This window comes from Pseudomonas sp. GW822-FHT03F08 (assembly GCF_058801265.1).
The window spans coordinates 176064-195905 of the sequence record NZ_JBXANC010000008.1 but is presented as its reverse complement, the minus strand read 5'-3'; the positions used below and the strand labels follow the sequence as shown (position 1 = coordinate 195905).

The following is a 19842-nucleotide window of genomic DNA, read 5'->3' as shown; positions in this document are numbered from 1 at the left end:
CCAGTGCCTGTTGCAGCGCCGCCTCCTCGAGATCACCGCGCAGGCGCAGGCCCAGCGGAATGTTGTAGGCGGTGTTGACCCCTTCCATCCGCGCCAGAAACCACAGCCGTTGCTGGGCGAACGACAGCGGCAGCGCGCCGTCACGAGGCACCGGCACCATCGCCGGTTGCGAACTGCGCCCGGCCTGGGCCAGCACTTCTGCGACCGCTGACAGCTCGGCATTGGCAAACAGTTCACTGAGCGCCAGCTCGACGCCCAGGCGTTGGCGAACCTGAGACACCATGCGCATTGCCAACAGCGAGTGGCCACCCAGCTCGAAGAAGTGGTCCCGCCGCCCGACACGTTCGACCTGCAGCACTTCCCCCCAGATCCGCGCCAACGCGGTTTCCAGTTCGCCTTGCGGTGCTTCGTAATGACGGGTGAACAGCGCCGCGCGGTCCGGCGCCGGCAAGGCTTTACGGTCGACTTTGCCGTTGGCGGTCAGCGGCAGCGCATCCAGTCGCACGAACGCCGACGGCACCATGTACTCGGGCAATTGCGCCAGCAGGCAGGCGCGCAGCTCAGCCACCGGTTGCGGTTCGACCTGAGCCTGTTCGGTGTAATAGGCGACGAGCCGCGGCTGGCCGGGTTCATCTTCGCGGGCCAGCAATACCGCTTCCTGGATACCGGGAAGCTGGTTGAGCCGGGTTTCAATCTCGCCCAGCTCAATGCGCACGCCGCGAATTTTCACCTGATCGTCGTTGCGTCCCAGGTATTCGAGGGTGCCGTCGTCCTGCCAGCGCGCCAGGTCACCGGTGCGGTACATGCGCCCGCTGTTGAATGGATCGTCGAGAAAGCGTTCGGCCGTCAACTCGGGACGATTCAGATAACCCCGGGCAACCCCGGCGCCACCGACATACAACTCCCCCGCCACCCCGATGGGCACCGGACGTTGCTGCTCATCCAGCAGATAGACCGTGGCATTGCTCACTGGCCGACCGATGTGCAGCGTCTGCCCGGCCTCGACCTTGCCCGAGGTCGCCACCACCGTGGCTTCAGTCGGGCCGTAGTTGTTGATCACGTCGAAATGCTGGTGACGGCTGAACTGCCGCAAGCGATCCCCGCCGATCAGCAGCGTGCGCAAGGTCGGGTGTTCGAGGTTTTGACTGAAGGCGTATTCGGCCACCGGCGTTGGCAAAAAGCTCACATCCAGCGGCTGCGCGCGCCACCAATCGAGCAAGGCATCAATGTCTTCGTTGCCGTCGCGGGTCGGGGCCAGGTGCAGAGTCGCACCGGCACACAGCGCCGGCCAGACTTCCCAGGCCATGGCGTCGAAGCCGAACCCGGCAAGGCTTGAAGTGTGGCGGCCGGCGCACAGATCGAACGCGCCGCAATGCCAGTCGACGAGGTTGGACAGGGTGCGGTGTTCGACCATCACGCCCTTGGGCAGACCGGTCGAGCCCGAGGTGTAGATCACGTAGGCCAGATGCTCTGTGGTCAGCCCCGGCACCTGCGGATCGAGGGCCAGACTCAGTGGCCAGGTACGGCGGTCGAGGTCGATCACCGGGACGTCCAGCGTCGGCAGTCGATCACGCAGATCGCTCTGGGTCAGCACCACCACCGGGGCGCTGTCGCTGAGCAAATAGCTCAAGCGTTCGGCGGGATGCGCCGGGTCAACCGGTACGTAGCCGGCTCCGGCCTTGAGAATCGCCAGCAGCCCGGCCAGCGTATCCAACCCTCGGCGGGCGACGATGGCCACGCGATCATCGGGGCGAACGCCGAGGCTGATCAGATGATGGGCCAGTGCATTGGCGTGCTGGTTCAGCTCGGCATAGGTCACTTGTTCACCGAGGAACACCGCCGCCACCGCTTCCGGCCCCTCGATGACTTGCGCCTCGAAACGCTGATGAATGGTCAGCCCTTGCGGGTAGTCGGCCTGGGTCGCATTGAAGCCGCGCAGGATCTGCTCGCGCTCGGCGTCCGGCAGGATCGGCACCTGGCTGATCGGCGAATCCGGTGCCTGCTCCAGCGCGGACACCAGACCGCTCAGGGCACCGAGCATGTAATCGCACACCCGTTGCGGATCGACCTCAGTGGTGGCGAGCAAGGTGAGGCTGAAGGCGTCGCCCAGGTCGTCGATACTCAGGGTCAGCGGATAATTGGTGCGCTCTTCCGAGTGCAGGGTGGTGATGCCTTCCCATGCGGACAGGGTTTGTGCACTCGCCGATGCCGCGCCATGGCTGTGGCGATAATTGAGCAAGGTGCTGAACAGCGGCGTCGGCGCAGCCACGCTGCTGCAGCGCTGGGCCAGCGCCAGCGGCGCGTGTTCATGACGCATCAGCGTGGTCAGGCGCGCGTGGGTCGCCTGCACGGCGTTGCGCACGCTCTGGGTGTCGACGTCCACCCGCACCGGCAAAGTGTTGATGAAAATGCCCAGCGCCCGGTCGGTGGCCTCGGCGCCTTGCAGACGGCCCATCAACACTGTGCCGAACACTACACGTTGCTTGCCGGCAAGCGTGGCCAGCACCTGCGCCCAGGCCAGGTGAAACAGACTGGCCGCGCTCACCCCGAGCTGCCGCGCCTGCCCCCGCAAACGCTGCCCCAAGGCCGGTTCGACCGGCACGCTCAGCTCGGTGATGCCGTGGCCGTCACCCTGCACATCCTGCAAGCCGAACGGCAAGGTCGGCTCGTCGATATCGCCGAGCATGTCGCGGAAGAACGCCTCGTGCTCGGTTTCACTGACGCCCAGCCGCGCCTGTGCCACGTAATCACGAAACGCGACCGGCCGCCCCAGCAGACGGCCCTGCCCCGTGAGGAACGCACGCATCTCATGGCGCACCACGTCGAGCGCCGAGTGATCCAGCGCCATGTGATGAAACAGCAGCGTCGCGACCACCCGTTGCCCGGCGTCGTCCCACGCATGGGCCAGACGCATCATTGGCGCCTGGCTCACGTCCATACGGAATTCCCGGGCGTCGAAACGCTCGTGCAAGTACGCCAGCGCATCGCCTTCGGCATCGATCTCTTCCACCGGCAATTCGGCCTCACGCCAGACCACTTGCTGCGGCGTATCCAGCCCCTCCCAGACCACCGCCGTACGGAGGATGTCGTGGCGATCGATCACAGCCTGCAAAGCCTGGACAAAAGCGCTCAAGCGCCCGCGATCGGCAAAGGCGAAATGCGCCTGCATCACATAGGGATCACCCTGCGTGGCGCTGACATGGTGGTAAAGAATGCCTTCCTGCAACGGTGCGAGCGGGTAGATATCCTGCACATTGGCCGCGCCGCCCGGCACGTCGGCGACCAGACGGTCGATGGCCACCTGATCGAGTTCGGCCAGGGTCAGCATCGCCGGGGTGATGCGCGTGGTGCCGGGTGCAATGCCATTGGCCGGCACGTCGACCTGACCGCTCTTGGTCGCTGAATATTGCCCGGCCTTGATCAGTTCGATCAGCGCCGGTTTGTGCTCGCGCAACAGCGCCAGCACCGCCGGATCGCTCAGCGCCTGTTTGTTGCCCTGTACGCGCAACTGGTCGTCGGTGACCGCCAACTGGATGTCTTTAGCCTTGAGTGTTGCCAACAGTTCGATCACGTTCACAGGACGATCTCCATTCTTTCCGTAATTGCGGCGTAACCGGCCAGGGTCGGTTGTTCGAACAACGCCCTGACTTCGGCTTCCATGCCTTCCTGACGTAACCGGCCGATCAGACTGACCGCCAGCAATGAGTGTCCGCCCAGTTCAAAAAAGTTGTCGTGCCGCCCTACCCGTTCCACGTTGAGCAATTCGGCCCAGAGCCCGGCGAGGAGAGTTTCCACTTCGCCGACCGGGGCTTCGTATTCGCGAGTGATCACAGACGCTTGATCGGGTGCCGGCAGTGCCTTGCGGTCGAGTTTGCCGTTGGGGCTCAGTGGCAGCGCATCCAGGTGCACGAATACCGCCGGCACCATGTAATCCGGCAGGTGCTCGAGCAAGTGACCGCGCAGCACGTCGATTTCCAGTCGTGCGCCGGTGTAATAGGCCACCAGGCGTTTGTCTCCCGGCACATCTTCTCGGGCCAGCACCGCCGCTTCTTGCACGCCACCGATGTCGGTCAGGCGAGACTGGATTTCACCGAGTTCGATGCGCAGGCCACGGATCTTCACCTGATCGTCGTTGCGGCCCAGGTATTCGATGTTGCCATCGGCCAGATAACGGGCGACGTCGCCGGTGCGGTACATCCGGCCGTTCGGCTGGAATGGATCCTGAAGGAAACGTTCGGCGCTGAGTTCAGGACGATTCAGGTAACCGCGAGCCACTTGTACCCCGCCGATGTACAGCTCGCCGACCACGCCTTGCGGCACCGGTTGCTGCTGGGCATCGAGGATGTACATACGGGTGTTGGCGATCGGTTTGCCGATAGGGGTGTTGTCCGGCGTGGTGTCGATGGGGCCGGCGCAATCCCACGCCGTGACGTCCACGGCCGCTTCGGTCGGGCCGTAAAGGTTATGCAAACCACTGTTTGGCAATTGCTGCTTGAAGCGCCGCACCAGACTGCCCGGCAACGCTTCACCGCTGCACATCACCTGACGTAAACCGTTACAACGTGCGGTGTCACCGTGAGCGAGGAACACGTCGAGCATCGACGGCACGAAGTGCAGCGTGGTGATGCGTTCGCGCTCGATCACTTCACTCAGATACAGCGGATCCTTGTGACCGCCCGGACGCGCCATCACCAGTCGGGCGCCGGTCATCAACGGCCAGAAGAATTCCCACACCGACACGTCAAAGCTGAACGGCGTCTTTTGCAGCACTGAATCTTCAGCCGTCAGGCGATAAGCGTCCTGCATCCACAGCAAGCGGTTGACCACCCCGCTGTGCTCGTTGATCACGCCTTTCGGTTGGCCGGTGGAGCCGGAGGTGTAGATCACATAAGCCGTGTGCTGCGGGGTCAGTCCATCGACCGAAGGGTTATCGGACGACAGTGATTGCCAATTCTGGTGATCCAGATCGACCACCGGCACCAACACCTCACCCAACAACCCGCGAGTCGAACCCTGCACCAACACCGCCGACGGCTCGCTGTCCTCCAGCATGTAAGCCAGACGCTCCAGCGGATACGCCGGATCCAGCGGCACATAACCGCCACCGGCCTTCAGAATCGCCAGCAACCCGACCACCATTTCCAGCCCGCGCTCGACGCAGATCGCCACTCGCGCATCGGGGCCAACGCCCAGTCCGCGCAGGTGCTGGGCCAAACGGTTGGCCCGAGCGTTCAGCTCGGCATAGCTCAGCCGCTGTTCGCCTGAGAGCACCGCCACAGCCTGCGGCGTGCGCAAGGCCTGCGCTTCGAACAGACCATGGATGCTTTGCTGAAGGTCGTAATCTACGGCGGTGGCGTTGAAATCGAACAACAGCCTCTGCCGCTCTGCTCCCTCAAGAATCGGCAAGCGATTCATCGCCTGCGTCGGCGCCTGCTCCAGCGCCTCCACCAACGCCATCAACGCCGTTTGCATGTAACCGCAAATCCGCTGCGCGCCGATGTCCGCCGGCACCATGGCAATCAGCGAGAAACCGTTGCCCAGGTCATCGACGTTCAGGCTCAGCGGATAGTTGGTGCGCTCTTCACTGCTCAGGGTCTCGATGCCCTGCCAGGCCTGAACCACACTGTCCGAATGCTCTGAACCGTGGCTGTGTCGATAGTTGAGCATCGCGCTGAACAACGGCGACGGCGCCGCAATCCCGCTGCAACGCTGGGCCAGTGCCAACGAAGCATGCTCATGCCCCAGCAGCGCGGTGAGACGCTGATGCGTCGCCTTGACCGCCTCGCGCACCGGGGTCTCGCCCAGATCGACCCGCAACGGCAAGGTGTTGATGAACATGCCCAGTGCACGGTCGGCGCCCTGGCCGCCCTGCATCCGGCCCATCAACACAGTGCCGAACACTACATTGTCCTGCCCGGAGGTCGCCGCCAATACCTGGGCCCAGGCAAGGTGAAACAGGCTGGCCACGCTGATGCCCATCTGCCGCGCCTGACTGCGCAGGCGCAGGTTCAGGCCGTTGTCGAGCGCCTGCTGCACTTCCTCGATGCCACGTCCGTCGCCGCGCACATCGCGCAGGCTGAACGGCAGGGTCGGCTCGTCGATGTCGCCGAGCATGTCGCGGAAAAACGCCTCATGCTCCTGCTCCGTGACGCCCAGACGCGCCTGCGCCACGTAGTTGCGGTACGGCACCGCCGCCGGCAACGGCTCATCCGCCCCGCGCAGGTACGCCTGCATTTCATGGCGCACCACTTCCAGCGCGGTGTGGTCGAGCACGATGTGATGGAACAGCAGCATCGCCACCACCCGGCCGTGTGCCGGATCGCGGGCGTACACCAGTCGCAGCAACGGTGCCTGGGCGATGTCGAGGCGGTAATGCCGGGCATCGAACCGGGCATGCAACTGCTCAAGAATGTCGCCTGCCGCTGGATCGAGCAGGACCTCCTGCACCACGAGTTCAGCCTGGCGCCACACGACCTGCACCGGCACGCTCAAGCCTTCCCACACCACGCCCGTGCGCAGAACGTCATGGCGGTCGATGACGTGTTGCAACGCCGCACGGAAACGCTGCAGAAGTTCAAGGCTGTCGAACGCCAGCCGCGATTGCAGCAGGTACGGATCGCCTTCTCCCGCACTCAAGTGATGGTAAAGAATGCCTTCCTGCAGCGGCGCCAGCGGATAGATGTCCTGCACATTGGCAGCGCCACCCGGCACGCTGGACACGACGCGCTCGATGGCGGCCTGATCCAGTGTCACCAGCGTCAGCATGTCCGGGGTGATGCGGGTGCAATCGGCTGCGATGCGATTGGCCGGCACTTCGATTTCGCGACCGCTGCCCACAGCCGCAGCCAGCGCGGCCAGGGTCGGCTGACTGAACAGTACCCGCACATCGGTGCTCAGGCCGATCTGGCGCATGCGCTCGATCAGGCTCACCGCCAGCAGCGAGTGACCGCCCAGTTCGAAGAAGTGATCGTGACGTCCGACCCGCTCCACCTTCAGTACTTCGGCCCACAACCGGGCCAGGGCGATTTCGGTCTCGCCGAGCGGAGCCTCATACTCACGCACCAGCACCGACTCGGCACCGGGGGCCGGCAGCGCCTTGCGATCCACCTTGCCATTGGGGCTCAGCGGCAGGCTGTCGAGCGCGACAAAGGCTGACGGCACCATGTAATCGGGCAAGCATGCGAGCAAGTGTTCGCGCAATGCCTCGATCCCCGGTTGCCCGGCCTCGACGTGCCAGGTGAAGTACGCCACCAGACGCTCCTCACGCACCAGCACCACGGCTTCACGCAGGGCTGGATGGCTGAGCAGTTGCGCTTCGATTTCACCCAACTCCAGGCGCAGGCCACGCAGTTTGACCTGGAAGTCGTTGCGCCCGATGAATTCGAGCTGGCCATCGGCGCGGTAGCGCACCAGGTCGCCCGTGGCGTACAGCCGATCGCCGGCCACGAACGGGCTCGGGATAAACCGTTCCGCCATCAACTGCGGCAACCCCAGATAGCCCCGCGCAACCCCGGCACCACCAATGAACAATTGACCGATGACGCCCATCGGCACCGGCCGTTCGGCGGCGTCGAGTACATAAAGACGAGTGTTGTTGATCGGCCTCCCGATCGGCAACGCGCTGTCCGGCACCGGCATCGAAGGCTCCAGCGTCCACACCGTGCTGTCGACCGTGGCCTCGGTCGGGCCGTAGACGTTGTGCAAACGCACCTGCGGCAAACGCTCACGAACCAGACGAGCCAGCGCTGGCGTCAGGTCTCCGCCGCCACAGAACACATCGGTGAGGCTGCTGCACTGGCTGACGTCGTCCTGCTCGAGGAACTGTTGCAACAGCACCGGCACGAACTGGATCACGCTGATCCGCTGCTCGCGAATCACCTGCGCCAGATACGCCGGCTCGCGGTGCCCGTCAGGACGCGCCAGCACCAGGCGCAGCCCGGCGCTCAACGGCCAGAACAGCTCCCAGACCGAGGCATCGAAACTGAACGGGGTTTTCTGCAACAAGGCGCCGTCCGTCACGGCAGGACACAGTTGCGAACTCCAGTGCAACAGATTGCCCACGCCGCGATGCTCGACCATCACGCCCTTCGGCGCACCGGTCGAACCGGAGGTGTAGATCACGTAGGCCAGGTTCGAAGCGCTCAGGCCCGGCACTTGCGGGTTGTCATCCGGGTTGAACTTCCAGTGATCCTGATCCAGATCGATCACCAGCGCAGTGCTCTCGCCCAGCAACTCACGAGTCGCCCCATGGACCAGCACGGCCACCGGCGCGCTGTCCTTGAGCATGTAATCCAGACGCTCCGCCGGGTATGCCGGGTCCAGCGGCACATAGGCGCCGCCGGCCTTGAGGATGCCGAGCAGACCGACCATCAGTTCCAGCCCGCGCTCGACGCAGATCGCCACCCGCGCATCCGGCCCCACGCCCAGTTCGCTCAGGTGATGGGCCAGACGGTTGGCCTGTGTGTTGAGTTCGGCGTAGGTCAGTTGCCGTTCACCGGCCTGCAACGCGATGGCTTGCGGCGTGCACTGCACTTGCGCCTCGAACAGCGCGTGAACGGTTTGCTCCAGATCGTCTGCGGTGCCGGTGACGTTGAGGTCGTACAGCACCTGCTGACGTTCTGCGCCTTCAAGGATCGGCAAGCGATTCAGCGGCTGATCCGGGGCTTGTTCCAGGGCATCCGCGAGTTTCTCCAGCGCGGTCTGCATGTAGTCACAGATACGCTGCGAACCGATGCTCGCTGGAGTCATGGCGGTGAGGACGAACCCATTGCCCAGATCATCGACGCCCAGACTCAACGGATAGTTGGTGCGTTCTTCACTGCTCAGGGTCTCGATGCCTTGCCAGGCCTGACGCACGTTTTGCTGTTGCGCCTCGTCGGCGCTGTGGCGGTAGTTGAGCATCGAACTGAACAGCGGTGACGGCGCGCCCACGCCGCTGCAACGCTGGGCCAGCGCCAGCGAAGCGTGTTCATGACCGAGCAGCGCACTGAGCCGCGCATGTGTCGCCCGAGCCCCTTCGCGCACCGGGGTTGCCCCCAGATCGACCCGCAGCGGCAAGGTGTTGATGAACATCCCCAACGCCCGGTCGGCCCCCTCGCCGCCCTGCATCCGGCCCATCAGCACCGTGCCGAACACCACGCGCTCCTGCCCGGACGTCGCCGCCAGCACCTGCGCCCACGCGAGGTGGAACAGGCTGGCCACGCTGATGCCCAGTTGCCGCGCGAGGCTGCGCAAACGCTGACCGGTGGCGGCGGTCAGGGCCTGTTGCGTTTCCTCGATGTCGCGACCGTCACCTTGTACATCCTGCATGCCGAACGGCAGGGTCGGCTCGTCAATGTCGCCGAGCATGTCGCGGAAGAACGTTTCATGCTCCTGCTCGCTGACACCCAGCCGCGCCTGCGCCACGTAGTTACGGTAAGGCACGGCCGCGCCCAGCGAGGCTTCGCGCCCTTGCAGGCAGGCGAGCATTTCGTGCTGCACCACGTCCAGCGCGGTGTGATCCATCACGACATGGTGGAACAGCAACATCGCGACCACCCGGTCGTGGGCCGGATCACGGGCATACACCAGACGCAGCAAGGGTGCCTGACTGATGTCGAGGCGGTAGTGACGGGCATCGAAACGCTCGTGCAACTGATCGAGGACGTCGCCATCCGCCGGATCGAGCACGATCTCCTGCACCGGCAGCTCAACCTGACGCCACACCACTTGCATCGGTTCGGCCAGTTCCTGCCAGATCACCGCCGTGCGCAGGATGTCGTGGCGCGCCATGACCTGACGCAGCGCCGTCGCGAAGTTCTCGACCCGCTCGACGCTGTCGAAGGCCAGCCGCGATTGCAGCAGGTACGGGTCACCCTGTTCCGCGCTCAAGTGGTGATAAAGAATGCCTTCCTGCAACGGCGCCAGTGGATAAATGTCCTGCACGTTGGCAGCGCCGCCGGGCACCGTGGCAACGATCCGGTCGATGCTCGGCTGATCCAGTTCGGCCAGGCTCAGCAGGTCCGGGGTGATGTGGGTGCAATCAGCAGGAATGCGGTTGGCCGGCACTTCGATTTCGCGACCGCTGCCTACCGCTTCGGCCAGTGCAGCCAGAGTTGGCTGGCTGAACAGCACGCGCACGTCGGTGTTCAGGCCGATCTGGCGCAGGCGTTCGATCAGGCTCACCGCCAGCAGCGAATGGCCGCCCAGTTCGAAGAAGTTGTCGTGGCGACCGACTTTTTCCAGCCTCAGGACATCGGCCCAGATCTGCGCCAACGCAGTCTCCACCGGGCCTTGCGGGGCTTCGTATTCACGGCTGAGCCAGGCGTTCTGATCCGGTTCCGGCAAGGCCTTGCGGTCGAGTTTGCCGTTGGTGGTCAGCGGCAAGGCGTCGAGTCGCACGTAAGCCGCCGGGATCAAGGCTTGCGGCAGAAGCGTTTGCAGATGATTGCGCAGGGCTTCGATCTCGGCTGGCGCACGCTCGGTGAACCACACCAGCAACTGCCCGTCGCGCACCAGCGCCACCGCGTCCTGCACCGCCGGATGACTGGCCAGCGCCGCTTCGATTTCCCCCAGCTCAACCCGTACGCCGCGCAGTTTTACCTGATCGTCGTTGCGGCCCAGGTATTCGATGTTGCCGTCCGCCAACCAGCGTGCGAGGTCACCGGTACGGTACATCCGTGCCTGCGGCTGGTCGCTGAACGGGTCGGCGAGGAAGCGTTCGGCGGTCAGATCGGGACGGTTCAGGTAACCCCGGGCCACACCGGCGCCGGCCACATACAACTCGCCCGTCACGCCCACCGGCACCGGACGTTGCTGGTCATCAAGCAGATAGATGCGAGCGTTGGCCATCGGCCGGCCGATGTGCAGCGGCTGGCCGACTTCCACCGGGCCGGACGTCGCGACCACCGTGGCCTCGGTCGGGCCGTAGTTGTTGATCACTGCGAAGGTTTGCGCACGGTTGAACTGGCGCAGCTTGTCGCCGCCGATCAGCAACGTGCGCAGGGTCGGGTGTTGCAGCTCGTGACTGAAGGCGTATTCGGCCACCGGAGTCGGCAGGAAGCTGACTTGCAACGGCTGCGCTCGCCACCAGTCGAGCAGTTCGTCCAGATGCTCATTGCTCACCGATTCCGGCGGCAGGTGCATGGTCGCACCGACGCACAGCGCCGGCCAGACTTCCCAGGCCATCGCATCGAAACCGAACCCGGCAACGCTGGCGGTGTGGCTGCCGGCGTGCAGGTCGAAGGCTTCGGCGTGCCAGTGCACGAGGTTTTCCAGGGTGGCGTGTTCGACCATCACCCCTTTTGGCTGGCCAGTGGAGCCCGAGGTGTAGATCACGTAGGCCAGGTGCGCCGGAGTCAGGTACGGCAGTTTCGGGTTGCTGTCGGGCAGGTGTTGCCAGGCGTCGCTGTCCAGATCGATCACCGGCATCATGCCCAGCAGCTCCCGGGTCGAAGCCTGTGCGAGCACGGCCACCGGATCGCTGTCCTGCAACAGGTAGGCGATGCGTTCCACCGGATGCGCCGGATCCACCGGTACATAACCGGCGCCGGCCTTGAGAATCGCCAGCATCCCGACCAGCATTTGCGGGCCGCGACGCACGCAGAGCGCAACGCGGTCGTCCGGTTGCACGCCGAGGCCGATCAAATGATGGGCCAGTTGGTTGGCGCGCTGATTGAGCTGACCGTAGGTCAGCTGTTGCGCACCTTGAATCACGGCAAGGGTATGCGGATTGCGCTCGGCCTGAACCTCGACCATTGCGTGAATCGTTGCGCCACGGGGATAGGCCGTGACCGGAGGATTGAAGCCGTCGACCAGACGTTCCAGTTCCGCGGTCGAAAGGATCGGCAAACGGTTCAGCGGCTTTTGCGGCGTCTGTTCCAGTGCCTGCACCAGTTGCTCCAGTGCGGTGTGCATGTAACTGCAAATCCGTTGCGCGCCGATCTGGCTGACCGCCAGAACCGACAAGGCAAACCCTTCGCCCAGATCGTCCACGCTCAGGGTCAACGGGTAGTTGGTGCGTTCTTCACCGCCAAGTTTCTGCACACCTTCCCAGATACCCTGCCCGTGCTGCGACTGTTGCGCGGGGGCACTGTGACGGTAGTTGAACAAGGCACTGAACAACGGCGACGACGCCGCGACACCACTGCAACGCTGGGCCAGTGCCAGCGAAGCATGTTCATGCCCCAGCAACGCAGTCAGTCGTGCGTGAGTCGCCTTGACCCCGTCGCGCGCGCTGGCGCCGACATCGATGCGCAGCGGCAAGGTGTTGATGAACACCCCCAGCGCCCGGTCGGCACCATCGCCACCCTGCATCCGCCCCATCATCACCGTGCCGAACACCACGTCGCGCCGGTTCGACAGCACGCCCAGCACTTGCGCCCAGGCCAGGTGCATCAGGCTGGCCGCGCTCACGCCCAGTTGCCGCGCCTGTTCACGCAGACGCCCGTTGAGTTCGGCAGCCACCGGTTGTAGCGCTTCCTCGACACCGTGACCGTCGCCCTGCACGTCCCGCAGACCGAGTGGCAGGGTCGGCTCATCGATGTCGCCGAGCATGTCGCGGAAGAACGCTTCGTGTTCATGCTCGCTGAGCCCCAAGCGTGCCTGGGCGACGTAATTGCGATAGGGAATCGGTGCCGAAAGGTGGTCGATCTCACCGAACATCACATCGCGCATTTCTTCGACGATCACTTCCAGCGCGGTGTGATCGAGGATCAGGTGATGGGACAGCAGGATCGCCACCACGCGCTGCTGTTTCGGGTCCTCGGCATAGACCATGCGCAGCAGCGGTGCCTGGCTGATGTCGAGGCGGTAGTGACGGGCATCGAAGCGCTCGTGCAACTGCTCGAGGATGTCGCCCTGCGCCGGATCCAGCGTTACGTGTTGCACCACCAGTTCGGCGTGGTGCCACACCACTTGATGAGGAATCGCCAGGCCTTCGTGGACAACGCTGGTACGCAGGATGTCGTGGCGGGCGACGACCTGCTGCAAGGTGTCGGTGAAGGTGCGCAGACGCTCGACACTGTCGAAGGCCAGCCGCGATTGCAGCAGGTACGGGTCGCCCTGCTCAGCACTCAAATGGTGATAAAGGATGCCTTCCTGCAACGGCGCCAGCGGGTAGATTTCCTGCACATTGGCAGCACCGCCCGGCACGCTGGCGACGATCCGGTCGATGCTGGCCTGATCCAGCTCGGTCAGGCTCAGCAGGTCCGGGGTGATGTGGGTGCAATCAGCAGGAATGCGATTGGCCGGCACTTCGATCTCGCGGCCACTACCCACCGCCGCTGCCAATGCTGCCAGGGTTGGTTGACTGAACAGCACGCGCACGTCGGTGCTCAGGCCGATCCGGCGCAGGCGTTCGATCAGGCTCACCGCCAGCAACGAATGGCCGCCCAGTTCGAAGAAGTTGTCGTGGCGACCGACCTTTTCCAGCTTCAGGACATCGGCCCAGATCTGCGCCAGCGCGGTTTCCACCGGGCCTTGCGGGGCTTCGTATGCCTGGCTGAGCCAGGCACTCGGATCCGGCAGCGGCAAGGCTTTGCGGTCGACCTTGCCGTTGTTGTTCAGCGGCAAGGCGTCGAGTTGTACCCAGGCCGAGGGCACCATGTATTCCGGCAGGCGCGCTTGCAATTGTTCGCGCAGGCTGGCGCTGTCGATGCCCTCTTCGGCGGTGAAATACGCCACCAGACGCAACGGCTCCTGACCGTCCTGGCGGGCCAGCACGATGGCTTCCTTGACCCCTTCGCAGTTCAGCAGGCGGTTTTCGATTTCCCCCAGTTCGATGCGGAAACCGCGGATTTTCACCTGATCGTCGTTGCGACCGATGCACTCCAGTTGCCCCGGCGCGAGCCAGCGAGCGAGGTCGCCGGTGCGGTACAACAACGCGCCCGGTTGTTCGCTGAACGGGTCTTGCAGGAATTTTTCGGCGGTCAGGTCCGGGCGATTCAGATAGCCCAGCGCCACGCCTTGCCCACCGATGTACAACTCGCCGGTGACGCCCATCGGCACGGGTTGCTGGCGGGCATCGAGTACATAGACCTGGGTGTTGGAGATCGGGCCGCCAATTGGCACGCTGTCGGCATCTTCTGCCACTTCGCGCACTTCAAACGTCGTGGCATAGGTGGTGGTTTCGGTCGGGCCGTAGCAGTGAACGATGCGCAGATCCGGCGCCTCGGCCAGCAAGCGGCGGAAGGCGGCCGGGTCGGCGCGTTCGCCACCGCAGAGCACGATGCGCAGGCCCCTCAATGCCTCGGGAATCAACTGCACGTACTGGTTGAACAGCGCGGTGGTGACGAACAGAATCGTGGCGCCCGAAGTCGCCAATTCCTGTCCGAATGCGTGCGGATCAAGCAAGGTCGCGTGATCAATGACCACCACTCGCCCGCCGTTGAGCAGCGGCCCCCAGACGTCCATGGTGCTGGCATCGAACGCCGGGTTGGAGGCGAATGCCACGCGATCCCGCGGGTTGAAATCGGCATAGCCGTTGTTGATCACCAGTCGACCGATCGCCCGATGCGGCACCATCACTCCTTTCGGCGTGCCGGTAGAGCCGGAGGTGTACATGATGTAGGCCACGGATTCTGGAGATTGCGGCAGGTCCGGGTTATGCGTCGGTTGCGCGTCCAACGGCAGCGCATCCAGATCGATTCGGCGCACTGCGTAATCAATCGTTTCAGTGCTGAAGGTCAGCAGCGCTTTCGCCCCGCAGTCTTCAACCATGAACGCCTGACGCTCGGCCGGCGCGTTGATGTCCAGCGGCACATAAGCCGCCGCGCATTTGCCGATGGCCAGTTGCGCGACCAACAACTCCAGCGAACGCGGCAGCAGGATCGCTACATGGTCGCCCGGCTGCACGCCCTGCCCGATCAGATAATGGGCCAGTCGGTTGGCCCGTTGATTCAGTTCCTCATACGTCAGCGTTGTGTGGCCATGCACCGCCGCCACAGCTTGCGGATGCAGTTTCACTTGCTGTTCAAACAGACCATGAACCGTCGAACCCGACGGGTAATCCCGCTGGGTGGCATTGAACCCGACCAGCAATTCCCGCCGCTCATTCGGCGGCAGGATCGACAGTTGATCGACGCTCAGTTGCGGCGTCTGCTCCAGCGCCTGCACCAGACTGTCGAAGGCAATGTTGATGTACTCGCAAATTCGCGCGCCATTGATGCCCGGCACCGCTTGCACACTCAGACGCAAACCTTCGCCAAGGTCATCGACGCTGACCACCAGCGGATAGTTGCTGCGCTCGCGGGAGCTGAGCAATTCAATGCCGTCCAGCGTCAGCCCCGCAGCCTGCGGTGCGCTGTGGCGATAGTTGAGCAACGTGCCGAACAGCGGCAACGCACCGGAAACCCCGCTGCAACGCTGGGCCAATGCCAGTGACGCTTGCTCATGCGCGAGCAATTGCGCCAGCCGTTCATGGGTGGCAAGCACACTGTCGCGCACCGCCGTGGCGGTCACGCTGACCCGCAGCGGCAAGGTGTTGATGAACAGGCCCAACGCCCGGTCGGCGCCCTCGCCGCCCTGCATCCGGCCCAGCAGTACCGTGCCGAACACCACCTCGTCCCGGCCGCTAAGCTGCGCCAGTACCTGCGCCCAGGCCTGGTGCGCCAGACTCGCCACGCTGATGCCGAGCCACCGTGCCTGCTCGCGCAGACGCAAGGCCAGCGCGGTGTCCAGCGTGAGTTGGCTGTCGACCACCGCGCTGCCGTCGCCATGCACGTCCTGCACGCCGAACGCCAGAGTCGGCTCATCGATGTCGCCGAGCATGTCGCGGAAAAACCCTTCGTGCGCCTCGGCATCCGCGCCAAGCCGTGCCTGTGCCACATAGTTGCGGTACTGCACCGGGGTCGCCAGTTCGGCGGCGTGGCCGTGCAGCACGCTGTTCATCTCGCTCACCAGCACTTCCAGCGCGGTGTGATCGAGCATCAAGTGGTGCATCAACAGAATGCCGACCCAGCGTTGTTGCTGCGGGTCCTCGGTGTAAGCAAAGCGCATCATCGGTGCGCGGCCCAGATTCAGACGATAGTGACGCGGGTCGAAACGCGCCTGCATTTGTTGCAGCACGTCGCCGTCCTGCGGGTCGGCATCGACTCGTTCAAGCGCCAGCGGCGCCGCCCGCCAGACCACTTGCACCGGCTCTTCGAGGCCTTCCCAGACCACGCTGGAACGCAGGACGTCGTGGCGCGCGATCACCACGTTGACGGCGCGCACAAAGGCCTTGATCGACTTGATCCCGTCAAACACGAATTGCGCCTGCAACACGTAAGGATCACCGGCAGTCGCGGCCATGTGGTGATACAGAATCCCCGCCTGCAACGGCGCCAGCGCATAGATGTCCTGCACGTTGGCGACGCCACCGGGGACACTTTCCACGATCCGGTCGATGCCGGCCTGATCGAGTGAGGCCAGGGGCAGCATGTCGGGCGTGATGTGTTGGCAGTCAGGGGTGATGCGATTGACCGGTACTTGAACACCGGACGACGCGCCCAGGGTTGCCGCCAATCCCGCCACGGTCGGCCGGCCGAACAGTACCCGCACATCGCAGTTCAATTCCTGCTGGCGCATGCGCTCGACCAGCTTCACGGCCAACAGGGAATGGCCGCCCAGTTCAAAGAAATTGTCATGGCGCCCGACCTGCTCGACATTCAGCAAGGTCTGCCAGATCTCGGCGATGCGACACTCCACATCACCTACAGGCGCCTCGTACCTGCGCAGCAACTGGCCGCTCTGATCCGGGGCCGACAAGGCCTTGCGGTCGAGTTTGCCGTTGGGGCTCAGGGGTATGGCGTCGAGATGGACGAACGCCGTCGGCACCATGTAATCCGGCAACTGCTCCAGCAGATGGCCGCGCAGTTCGCCGATGTCCAGCGGCTCACCGGTGTAGTACGCCACCAGCCGTGGATCGCCGGCCACGTCTTCGCGCACCAGCACTTCGGCGGCGAGCACGGTATCGAGTTGAATCAGCCGTGCCTGGATTTCCCCGAGCTCGATACGCAAGCCGCGAATCTTTACCTGATCGTCGTTGCGACCGAGGTATTCAAGGTTGCCATCAGCCCGATAGCGGCACAGGTCGCCGGTGCGGTACAGCCGCGCGTTCGGCTGATCGCTGAACGGATCGTCGAGGAAACGCTCGGCGGTGAGCGATGCAAGGTTCAAGTAGCCGCGCGCCACCTGCACGCCGCCGATGTAAAGCTCACCGGCCACGCCCAGCGGCAGCGGTTGCCGTTGTTCGTCGAGAATGTACAAACGGGTGTTGCTGACCGGTCGGCCGATGGGCAACAGCGCTTCCGGCACGGGCATCGAAGGCTCCAGCGTCCACACCGTGCTGTCGACGGTGGTTTCGGTCGGGCCGTAGACGTTATGCAAGCGAACCTGCGGTAGACGCTCGCGCACCTGGCGGGCCAACGCTGGCGTCAGCTCACCGCCGCCACAGAAAACATCCGTAAGGCTGGTGCATTGGCTGACGTCTTCCACGTCGAGGAACTGTTGCAGCAACGCCGGGACGAACTGGATCACGCTGATGCGCTGCTCGCGCACTACTTGCGTCAGATACGCTGGTTCGAAGTGCGCATCGGGACGTGCCAGCACCAGTCGCAGGCCGGCCGTCAGCGGCCAGAACAGCTCCCAGACCGAAGCGTCGAAACTGTAAGGGGTTTTCTGCAACAGGGCGCCGTCCGCCACGGGCGGGCACACCTGCGAACTCCAATGAAGCAGATTGCCCAGGCCACGGTGCTCGACCATCACCCCTTTCGGCGTGCCGGTGGAACCCGAGGTGTAGATCACGTAGGCCAGGTTCGAAGCGTTCAGGCCCGGCACCTGAGGATTGTGATCGGGGTAGTCCTGCCAGTGATCCTGATCGAAATCGAGCAACGGCACGCCGCCCGCCTCGAACATCGCCCGGGTCGCGCCGTGCGCCAGCAGCGCCACCGGGGCGCTGTCCTTGAGCATGTAGTTCAAACGTTCCGCCGGGTAGGCTGGATCCAGCGGCACATAAGCGCCGCCGGCCTTGAGAATGCCCAGCAGGCCGATCACCAGTTCAGGCCCGCGTTCGACGCAGATCGCCACCGGCGTGTCCGGCCCGACACCCAGCTCACGTAATCGGTGAGCCAGGCGATTGGCCCGCGCATTAAGCTCAAAGTACGTCAGTGACAGCTCATCGGCCTGCAACGCGATGGCTTGCGGCGTGCGCTCGACCTGAGCCTCGAACAGGCTATGAACGGTCTGTTCCAGATCGAACTCGACGCGACTGTCATTGAAACCCACCAGCAATTGTTGCCGCTCGTGCGCTGGCAAAATCGGCAACTGGTTGATCAGCGTCTCGGGCGACTGTTCCAGAGCGTTCAGCAAGGCGTCGAGTGCGGTTTGCACATAGCCGCAGACCCGCTCGGCACCGATACCGGTCGGGGCGATGGCGGACAACCGGAAACCACTGCCCAGATCATCGACGCTCAAGGTCAGCGGGTAGTTGGTCGGTTCCTTGCCACTCAGGACCTGGACGCCGGGGGCCAGTTCGATCACCTCGGCGACATCACCGACAGCACTGTGACGGTAATTGAGCATGGCGCTGAACAACGGTGTCTGCGCGCTCAACGCGCTGCAACGCTGGGCCAATGCCAGCGACGCCTGTTCGTGGGCGAGCAAGGCGCTCAGCCGTCGGTGTGTGGCGAGCACGCCGTCGTAAACGCTTTGCGCGCCGACATCGACCCGCAGCGGCAAGGTGTTGATGAACATGCCCAGCGCCTGCTCGCCACCGTCGCCCGCCTCCATCCGCCCCAGCAACACGGTGCCGAACACCACCGAGGTGCGCCCGGACAACTGGCCCAATACCCGCGCCAGCGCCAGGTGCATCAGGCTCGCCACGCTCACGCCGAGTTGCCGCGCTTGCGTGCGCAGTCGCAGGTTCAAATCGTCAGAGAGTCTGAGCTGTGCGTCTTCGAAATCCTGTCCGCCGCCGTGAACATCCTGCAGGCCCCACGGCAATGTCGGTTCGTCGATGTCACCGAGCATCTCGCGGAAGAACGTTTCGTGGGCCTGTTCATCGAGGGCCATGCGCGCCCGCGCCAGGTGATTGCGAAACGGCACCGCCGGCGCCACGAGCTCAGTCTGCCCTTGCAGCCAGGCCTGGATTTCCCGGCGCACCACGTCCAGTGCAACGTGGTCGATGATCATGTGATGGAACAGCAGCAACGCGACGATCCGTCCCTGCGCCGGATCCCGTGCATAGACCAAGCGCAGCAGCGGCGCCTGTTGCAGATCGAGGCGCAAGTGACGGGCGTCGTAGCGCGCCTGCAACTGGCTGAACACATCCGTGGAGGTGTCGAGCTGCACCTCTTCGCAGACCAGCGGTGCCTGGCGCCAGACCACTTGCACCGGCTCGTCCAGACGTTCCCAGACAAACGAGGTACGCAGAATGTCGTGACGGTCGATCACCCATTGCAACGCCTGGGCAAATGCGTCGAGGCGCTGGTGATTGTCGAAGGTGAACTGCGCCTGTTGCACATACAGATCACCTTCGCCGGCCGCGAGGTGCAGATACAGCATGCCTTCCTGCAGCGGCGCCAGCGGATAGATGTCCTGCACATTCGCCACGCCACCCGGCACGGTGGCGACGATGCGGTCGATGGCCGGCTGATCCAGTTTTACCAGCGGCAGCATGTCCGGGGTGATGCGCAGCGCCGGGCTCGACCAGTCGCCACCGTGGCTCGCCACCAGTTCCAGCAATTGCGCCTTGTGCTTGGCGAGGCTGTCCCACAACGCGTCGTCCAGCGCGTCGTCGTTGCCCAGAATGACCAGGTCTTCATCGTCCTGTTGAAGGCGGATCGCATGGGTGGAAATAACAGCCATCAGCTCGCGAAATTGCAT

2 protein-coding genes (1 of these 2 cut by a window edge) are annotated in these 19842 nt (G+C 64.2%); both read right to left on the bottom strand.

The features are described 5' to 3' along the window. Window positions 1-3577 carry the beginning of an amino acid adenylation domain-containing protein gene (locus AC1RME_RS21150; protein WP_493091717.1) on the bottom strand. 11072 nt of this gene lie to the left of the window's left edge, so 3577 of the gene's 14649 nt are visible here — the first part of the coding sequence; its start codon is at window positions 3575-3577; the stop codon falls past the left edge of the window. Beyond that, window positions 3574-19842: an amino acid adenylation domain-containing protein gene (locus AC1RME_RS21145; protein ID WP_493091716.1), complete on the bottom strand. Its 16269-nt coding sequence runs from the start codon at window positions 19840-19842 to the stop codon at window positions 3574-3576. Before AC1RME_RS21145 ends, AC1RME_RS21150 begins: the two co-directional genes overlap by 4 nt.